Raw genomic sequence first — 6,765 nt, 5'->3', positions numbered from 1 at the left:
GGATTCGACATCAGCGGGTACCTCCGAGCGGCAAAGTGGCCAGGACGCCGGGAACCTGTTCGCGGTCCAGCCGGGCCAGACCCGCTCGGACGCCGCGTGCGGCGCGCTGCAACTGGCGCCGCGCGGAAACGAGTTCGTCCTCGCTGCGGGCCGTCAGCCGGATATGCGCGGACACCGCGGGCGAGCCTCCGGCATCCCGGGTCACCGCGAGGCTGAAGGTGCTGGACATGGCGGGCATCGAGGTGAGCAGCGCCACCAGGTTCGTGGCCGAGGTCGCCTCCGCGCCCAGCTTCGGCCAGCGCGACACCCAGTACGTGGTGTGCCACCGGTCGTCGCACCGCCAGGCCCGCGTGCTCTCCGACGTCCGGCGGCTGTCGGCCGCCGAACGTCCGGCGTGTGACTGGGCGTTGGCCATCGGGTTCGCCCCGGACGACGTCGCCAGCGCCGCCGTCAGTTCGGCCTCGGTCAGCACGGTGACCTCGAAGCCCGCGCCGGCCAGTCGGCTCACCAGTTGGTCGGCGGCCCGCAGCAACGCCCGCTGGGAGCCGCCCAGTCCGCCGCCGCGGGCCTGCACCGCCTCGGGGCTCAACTCGGGATCGAACTTCAGCGCGATCCAGGTCAACCGGGCGGCGGGGGCGCCCACCCGGGCCTGGAGCGGTGCGTACGAGTTCGCCGCGATCGACTGCTGCGGCAGGTGCGGGGCCGGCGACGGATGCGTGTGCTGGACGATCTGCGCGCACTCCAGCCGTATGTCGTCCACGTCGAGCGCGCCGTACAGCGCCTCCAGCGGCAGCGGACGCGTTGACCTGGCCGGACGCAGCGGTTCGTCGCGGGCCTGCACCTGGATGACGGCGGTCAGGAAGGTGCCGTCGCCGATCATGCCGACCGTGCGGTCCTGCTTCTGGTCCGTGTAGCTGTAGGTGTGCAGCGCCGGATCACACTCCACCACCGGCTCCAGCGCCGGTTCGACCTCGCCGAGCGTGCGCGGGTCGACCGCGGCGCGCTGGCGCCGCCGCAGTGCGAGCGCGGTCCGCAGCCACTCCACGACCGGGTGCCCGCGGCGCCGTACCACCGCCAGCAGCACCAGGACGGCGCCGATCACCGCGGTCGGCACGATCAGCGCGGTGTTGATCGCCCACCCGACGAGGACGAGAGCGACGGCCACCTCGACCAGCACCACTTGGTGCAGCCACACTCCGCCCAAACGCCCTGGCCGGGGCTGGACATGGAACACCGCGGGCGCGGTCCGGGGGGCGCCCGCCGCGCCCCCTTGCGGCATCTGTTCGACAGCGCTCACCGTGCCCATCCCCCGTTCGCCCTCCCCCGATCCCGAACCGGTGCGGCACCGAAGTGGTGGCCTGCGGTTCGGTTCGGCACCAGGATCTGAATAATCAGTACGACGACCGTACCGTGTGAACAACGCTTCGGGCCGCACGCGGCATAGTAGTGGCCCGCACTGACTTCGTTTCGGGGGAGCAGCCAGGGATGGCCTCACGCAAGGACCAGCTCAACGCCTACAACTTCGCACGCAAGCGCACAGTCGCGGCCTTCATCCAGCCCAGCCCGACCGGCTCGGAGGAGGGGGCCCCGCGTCCGCTGCGGGCACTGGGGCCGAGTCTCGTCGTCGGTGGTCTGGCCCTGGCGGTCTTCGGCGCCTGGGGGCTGATCCAGCCGACCGCCCCTTCCGGTTGGGACACCCCGGGCTCGTACGTCATCGTGGGCAGCGACTCCACGACCCGCTACGTGGTCCTCAACGACACCGGGCCGGACGGCAAGAAGGAGCGGGAACTCCACCCCATCCTCAACTTCGCCTCCGCCAAGCTGCTGCTCGACCCCGACCAGGGCAAGGTCATCAAGGTCAAGGAGTCCGTGCTGGACGACGGCACGGTCCCGCACGGCGCCACCATCGGCATCCCGTACGCGCCGGACCGGCTGCCCAGCGCGGAGGACGCCGGAACGCCCAAGAAGTGGGCGGTGTGCGACCGGCCGGGCAGCGCCCAGGAGCCCGACCAGGCCGTCTTCATCCTGGCCGGCCAGGACGCGGAGAAGGCGTCCGCCCGAATGCGCCTGACGGGCAGTCAGGTCATCTACGTGCAGGGTGACGACGGCGCCCGGTATCTGGTCGACGCACGCGGCACCCGCTACCAACTCGGCGGCCCCGACTGGAAGTCACGCAGCGCGAAGCGCATGTCCCAGCTCGAGCGCACCCTCTTCGGCCAGTCGGCGGAGCCCCGGCGTGTCACCGACGACTGGCTGAAGTCGCTCAACCAGGGCAGCCCACTGTGGTTCCCCGACATCGCCCAGAAGGGCAGCCAGACCGCCAACGGCAAGGTCGGCACGGTCAACGTGGCCACCACCGCGGCGGGCCAGGAGTTCTACGTGGTCGGCGTGGACGGGATGGAGCCCACCACCCCCTTCACCGCTCTGCTGGTGGAAGCGGAGACCGGCCAGGCCGCGCCCGTCCGCAGCGCGGTGCCGGCCGGCGTGTCGAAGACCTTCGCCGGCGGCGGTTCCGACTGGCCGGTCCAGGAGCCGAAGGCGGTCGGTACCGCGACCGGACCACACGCGGGCACCGTGGAGTGCAGCGTCCTGGCCGGCACGGCCAACGCCCAGGGCAGCCCGCAGCTGAACGTCTGGACCGGCAGCAGCTATCCGGCCACCGTCGTCGACGGCGCCACCAGTGCCTACGTCACCCCGGGCACCGGACTGCTCTACGTCGAGGTCACCGGCAAGGACACCACCAACGGCACCCTCTACCTCGTCACCGACACCGGGCTGCGCTACGCGGTTCCCCGCAACAACGACAGCACCGCCGCCGCGACCGCCACCCCGACGCCGACCGCCACCACCTCGGGTCTCAATGACATCAACCAGGCCCAGATCAGGCTGGGTTACGGCTCCGTAGTGCCCAAGGGCATCCCGCTGACGTGGTCCTCGTTCCTGCCCAAGGGCCCGACGCTGGACACCGAGAGCGCACTCCAGGCGCAGGGGTCATGACCATGGACACCGCAGCGACGCCTGCCGCCGCACCCGACCTGCCTCCCGTGCCCGCCCTGTCCTCCGCATCTGCCGTGTCTTCCGCACCGGCCGCGCCTCGGCGGTCCGCGACCCGGGTGGCTCGTGCCGCGCCTTCCGCCCGGCGCGCGGTGCTCGGAGCGGTCGCGGCCCTCTCCGCCGCCTGCCTGCTGCTCGCGCCCGCGGCCGTGCCCGCCGCGGTCGAAGCAGCCGCCGGCCCGCACCTGGACAGCGATGGCCAGTGCACGTTCCCGGCCAAGGACATCAAGGGCACGCCCTGGGCCCTGCAGCGGGTACAGCTCAACCAGTTGTGGCAGCACACGAAGGGCCAGGGCGTCCGGGTGGCCGTTGTCGACTCCGGCGTCGACATCAAGAATCCGCAGATCAAACCGGCCGTGGACGTCTCGTCGGGGGTCAGCGTGGTCGGGAGCAAGAAGGACCACGGCGCGACCGACACCATCGGCCACGGCACCAAGGTGGCGGGCATCATCGCCGCCCGGCCGGCCAAGGGAACGGGCTTCGTCGGGCTGGCTCCCGAGGCCACGATCGTGCCGATCAAGCAGTACACCGACGAAGAGGAAAATCCGCAAAAGGACCAGCGGCCCGCGCTCGTGAACGCCATCAACGCGGCGATCGCGGCCCATGTCCAGATCATCAACATCTCCCAGGACACCACCGGCGACTACCAGCCGCTGGCCGACGCGGTGGCCCACGCGGTGGCCGAGGGCATCCTCGTCGTGGCCTCCGCAGGCAACGCGGGGACCGGCGGGCACCTGGGCACGACGTATCCGGCCGCGTACCCGGGCGTCCTCGCGGTCGGGGCCTCCGACCGCAACAACGAGCGCGCGGACTTCTCCCAGGCCGGGACCTTCGTGGACGTCGCCGCCCCCGGCGTCGACATGGTTTCCACGGTGCCCGGCGGCGGACAGTGCGTCGACAACGGCACCAGTTTCTCCGCGCCGTACGTCGTCGGGGTCGCCGCCCTGATCAAGGCGAGCCACCCCAAGTGGACCGCCCAGGAGATCAGTACGCGCATCGAGCAGACCGCCCAGCGCACCTCTCTCGGCCGTAACGACTTCGTCGGCTGGGGAGTCGTGGACCCGGTCCGCGCGGTCACCGACGCGTCGAAGCCCGGTGCCGCGCCCACTCCGGACAAGGGCTTGGCGAAGAGCCGAAGCCGGGTCGTCCCGGCCGCGCTCTCGCTGGGCGAGAGCCGTCAGACGCGCGACCGGCGAACCGCCACGTACGTGGTCGGAGCCGGCCTGCTGGTGATCGTGGTCCTCATCGGGGGCGCAGTCGCAATGCGGGATCTACGTCGCAAATCGGCCAGGGCGTGAGGCGAGTTTGTGACAACCCTGTCCCAGCTTGGGAGAGCAGTTGGGACAGTGAAGGCGAGTCGATAGTATGACGATGACATCGCGTCAGAATTGATGTCGTCGCGGCGGCCGCGGGCAGTACCCGTGAGCCGCAGAGCCGACAACTACTCATGGGGGAAGGTGAACGATGTCGGACAAAACGAAGGTCAGTTCCAGTGAACTGAAGGAACTCGCCGGCAAGATCGACACTGTCACGGGTGAGATCCACGGTGTGATGAGCAAGCTCGACGGTGTCGCCGTCGAGATGCAGTCCCACTGGTCGGGGCAGGCGGCGCTGGCGTACCAGCACCTTCAGGAGCAGGTGAACAACGACGGCAAGACGCTGAACCGGATTCTCGGTGACATCCGTGACGCGCTGGCCGCGTCCGGCACCGACTTCGGCAGCCAGGAAGAGGACCAGAAGCACATTCTGGAGCAGCTCAAGGGCAGCACGGCCGACGACAGCATCCTCAAGGCGTTCGGCTGACCGTCCCGGCGCAGCGGGTTCTCCCATCCTGACTCTGAAGGAGGTAACGACATGTCCGATATGGGCATTTCCGTAACATATTCCGGCCTCAGCACGGCCGCCGACAGCATCGGCACGTCGGCGCAGAGCATCTCCACCCACCTGGAAGACGTCAAGCAGCACGTCGACCGCGTCGTCGCCACCTGGGAAGGTGCGGCGCGCGAGGCTTACGCCCCCAAGCAGGCGGAGTGGAACAAGCACGCCGCACACCTGCACGAGACGCTGCTCAAGGTGCAGTCGGCGGTCAACCAGGCCGCCGAGAACTACCAGCACACCGACAAGCGCAACGCGGCCCGGTGGAGTTGAGCCGGAGCAGCTGAGGCAGGGACTTCCCGGCTTCGGGCGGACGCGCATCGCGTCGCCCGGGCCGGGTTGTCTGCGCCCATGCCGCCTCGGTCGGGCACGGCACGTACAAGCGGAGCCTGAGTCCGACCGGAACACGTAGGAATCACGGGGGAGGAGTTTCGAGGTGTCGCACCGTGCCGGGGACGGGCCGGCAAAGCCCGACGTCAAGGCGGAGCTGGAAACGCTCACGACCTTCAAGAACCGTATCGACGAGATGCTCAGGGATCTGAACGACTCGGAAGCGGCGCCGAAGAAGATCGGCGACGACCGGATCGAGGCCAGCCATCTCGGCACCGGCTTCGGCGAGTCGACCAAGCTGATGAGCACTTACAGCACGGTCCACGACCGGCTGGAGCACCTCTCGCAGTTGCTCGCCGACCAGATCGAGGCGATGAGTATCTCGGTGACCGGCGCCCGCGACGGCTACGCCAACGTGGACGAGGAACAGCGACGTCGGATGTGGGCCATCTACGACACGACCGACAAGGACTACGACCCGAAGCTCGACCCGAACTCACCGCAGAACAACGGCAGTACGCCGCCGGTGGACGACGGGTCGCAGAACTCCAGTGCCGGGTCGACGGGATGAGCGCACACGCGGGGGGAACCACATGGACGGCGAGGACGGGGGCCTGAGCGATGTACCGAGATGATGACGAGGGAATTGGCTACTCGGCCTCCACGGACTTCGAGAAGTTCGACCACGCGTCGATGCTCGAGATGATCCAGCAGGCCGACCCGGCGAAGGTGATCGCGCTCGGCCAGAAGCTGGACAAGGTCAGCACCAAGACCGAGGCCATCGCCACCGACCTCCAGACGCACATGGGCAAGGTCGACTGGGAGGGCGAGGGCGGCGACGCCTTTCGTGACTGGGGGTCGCGCGTCGCCAGCGCCACCATGACGCTGGCGGACTACAGCTCCAACGCCAGCGTCTTCATGCAGAACGCCGGGCAGGTGCTCGGCGAGGTCAAGCGCGACATGCCGCAGGTGCCGAGCATTCCGTACCACACGGTTTCCGCCTACCGGGCGAAGAACGGCTTGGACGGCCACTACTCCGACACCGCCGGCGTGACCACCACCCACCTCGACGGTGCGTACGGACCGTTCAACCCCGATCCGTCCGCGGCGGAGTACAAAAGCGCCGAGACGTCGCTGGAGCACTCCCGTTCGCTGGCCGTGGACCAGATGAACAAGCTGGGCCAGGCGTACACCATGGCGACGAACGTCATCAAGACGACGCCGGAGCCGACGTTCCCGCCGACCCCGAACATGATCATGCCGGCGCGGCCGGCGGGCTCCGGCAGCAAGGACGCCAGTTCGAGCTACGTTCCCGGTGACACAGGCGGTACTGGCGGTACCGGTGGGTCCGGCGGTACCGGTGGACCCAGCGGTACCGCGAAGGTCCACCTCCAGCACATCGCGGTGCCCGACTTCGACTCCGGCAGCGGTGACGGTTCGCCGTCCGTGCCGGCCGGTGGACTCCCGCCGGTCACCTTCCCGCCCGACACGTCGGTGAACCTGGAC

Annotated in this window: 7 protein-coding genes; 6 read left to right on the top strand and 1 reads right to left on the bottom strand. The window is 69.4% G+C overall.

Annotated elements, in window-relative coordinates:
• Nucleotides 1–10: 10 nt before the first annotated feature.
• A complete protein-coding gene (gene eccE, locus AC13HU_RS28600; RefSeq protein WP_483044854.1) occupies nt 11–1,195 on the bottom strand; it encodes a type VII secretion protein EccE in 1,185 nt (394 codons plus the stop codon).
• Between the two features lie 290 nt (nt 1,196–1,485).
• On the opposite strand from eccE, the gene eccB reads away from it, so the two are divergent.
• The 6 genes from eccB to AC13HU_RS28570 all read left to right on the top strand — a co-directional run.
• Nucleotides 1,486–2,997: a type VII secretion protein EccB gene (gene eccB / locus AC13HU_RS28595; protein ID WP_483044853.1), complete on the top strand. Its 1,512-nt coding sequence runs from the start codon at nt 1,486–1,488 to the stop codon at nt 2,995–2,997.
• Between the two features lie 2 nt (nt 2,998–2,999).
• Nucleotides 3,000–4,352, top strand: a complete 1,353-nt coding sequence (gene mycP / locus AC13HU_RS28590; RefSeq protein ID WP_483044852.1) for a type VII secretion-associated serine protease mycosin — start codon at nt 3,000–3,002, stop codon at nt 4,350–4,352.
• A gap of 166 nt (nt 4,353–4,518) precedes the next feature.
• Nucleotides 4,519–4,857, top strand: a complete 339-nt coding sequence (locus AC13HU_RS28585; protein ID WP_483044851.1) for a WXG100 family type VII secretion target — start codon at nt 4,519–4,521, stop codon at nt 4,855–4,857.
• 51 nt (nt 4,858–4,908) lie between these two features.
• Nucleotides 4,909–5,202, top strand: coding sequence for a WXG100 family type VII secretion target (locus AC13HU_RS28580; protein ID WP_483044850.1), 294 nt, complete (start codon nt 4,909–4,911; stop codon nt 5,200–5,202).
• Nucleotides 5,203–5,365: 163 nt separating this feature from the next.
• Nucleotides 5,366–5,830 (top strand): hypothetical protein, encoded by a 465-nt coding sequence (locus AC13HU_RS28575; protein WP_483044849.1) that lies wholly within the window; start codon nt 5,366–5,368, stop codon nt 5,828–5,830.
• A gap of 50 nt (nt 5,831–5,880) precedes the next feature.
• Nucleotides 5,881–6,765, top strand: an 885-nt coding sequence (locus AC13HU_RS28570; protein WP_483044848.1) for a WXG100 family type VII secretion target, incomplete at its 3' end; no start/stop codon positions are given.

It is taken from the genome of Streptomyces sp. NH27 (genome assembly GCF_056859195.1).
This window is presented reverse-complemented; position numbering and strand designations above follow the sequence as displayed.

Coding starts and splice junctions, on each gene's coding strand:
- eccB (WP_483044853.1), top strand. CDS start 1,486: ATGGCCTCACGCAAGGACCAGCTCAACGCCTACAACTTCGCACGCAAG.
- mycP (WP_483044852.1), top strand. CDS start 3,000: ATGGACACCGCAGCGACGCCTGCCGCCGCACCCGACCTGCCTCCCGTG.
- AC13HU_RS28585 (WP_483044851.1), top strand. CDS start 4,519: ATGTCGGACAAAACGAAGGTCAGTTCCAGTGAACTGAAGGAACTCGCC.
- AC13HU_RS28580 (WP_483044850.1), top strand. CDS start 4,909: ATGTCCGATATGGGCATTTCCGTAACATATTCCGGCCTCAGCACGGCC.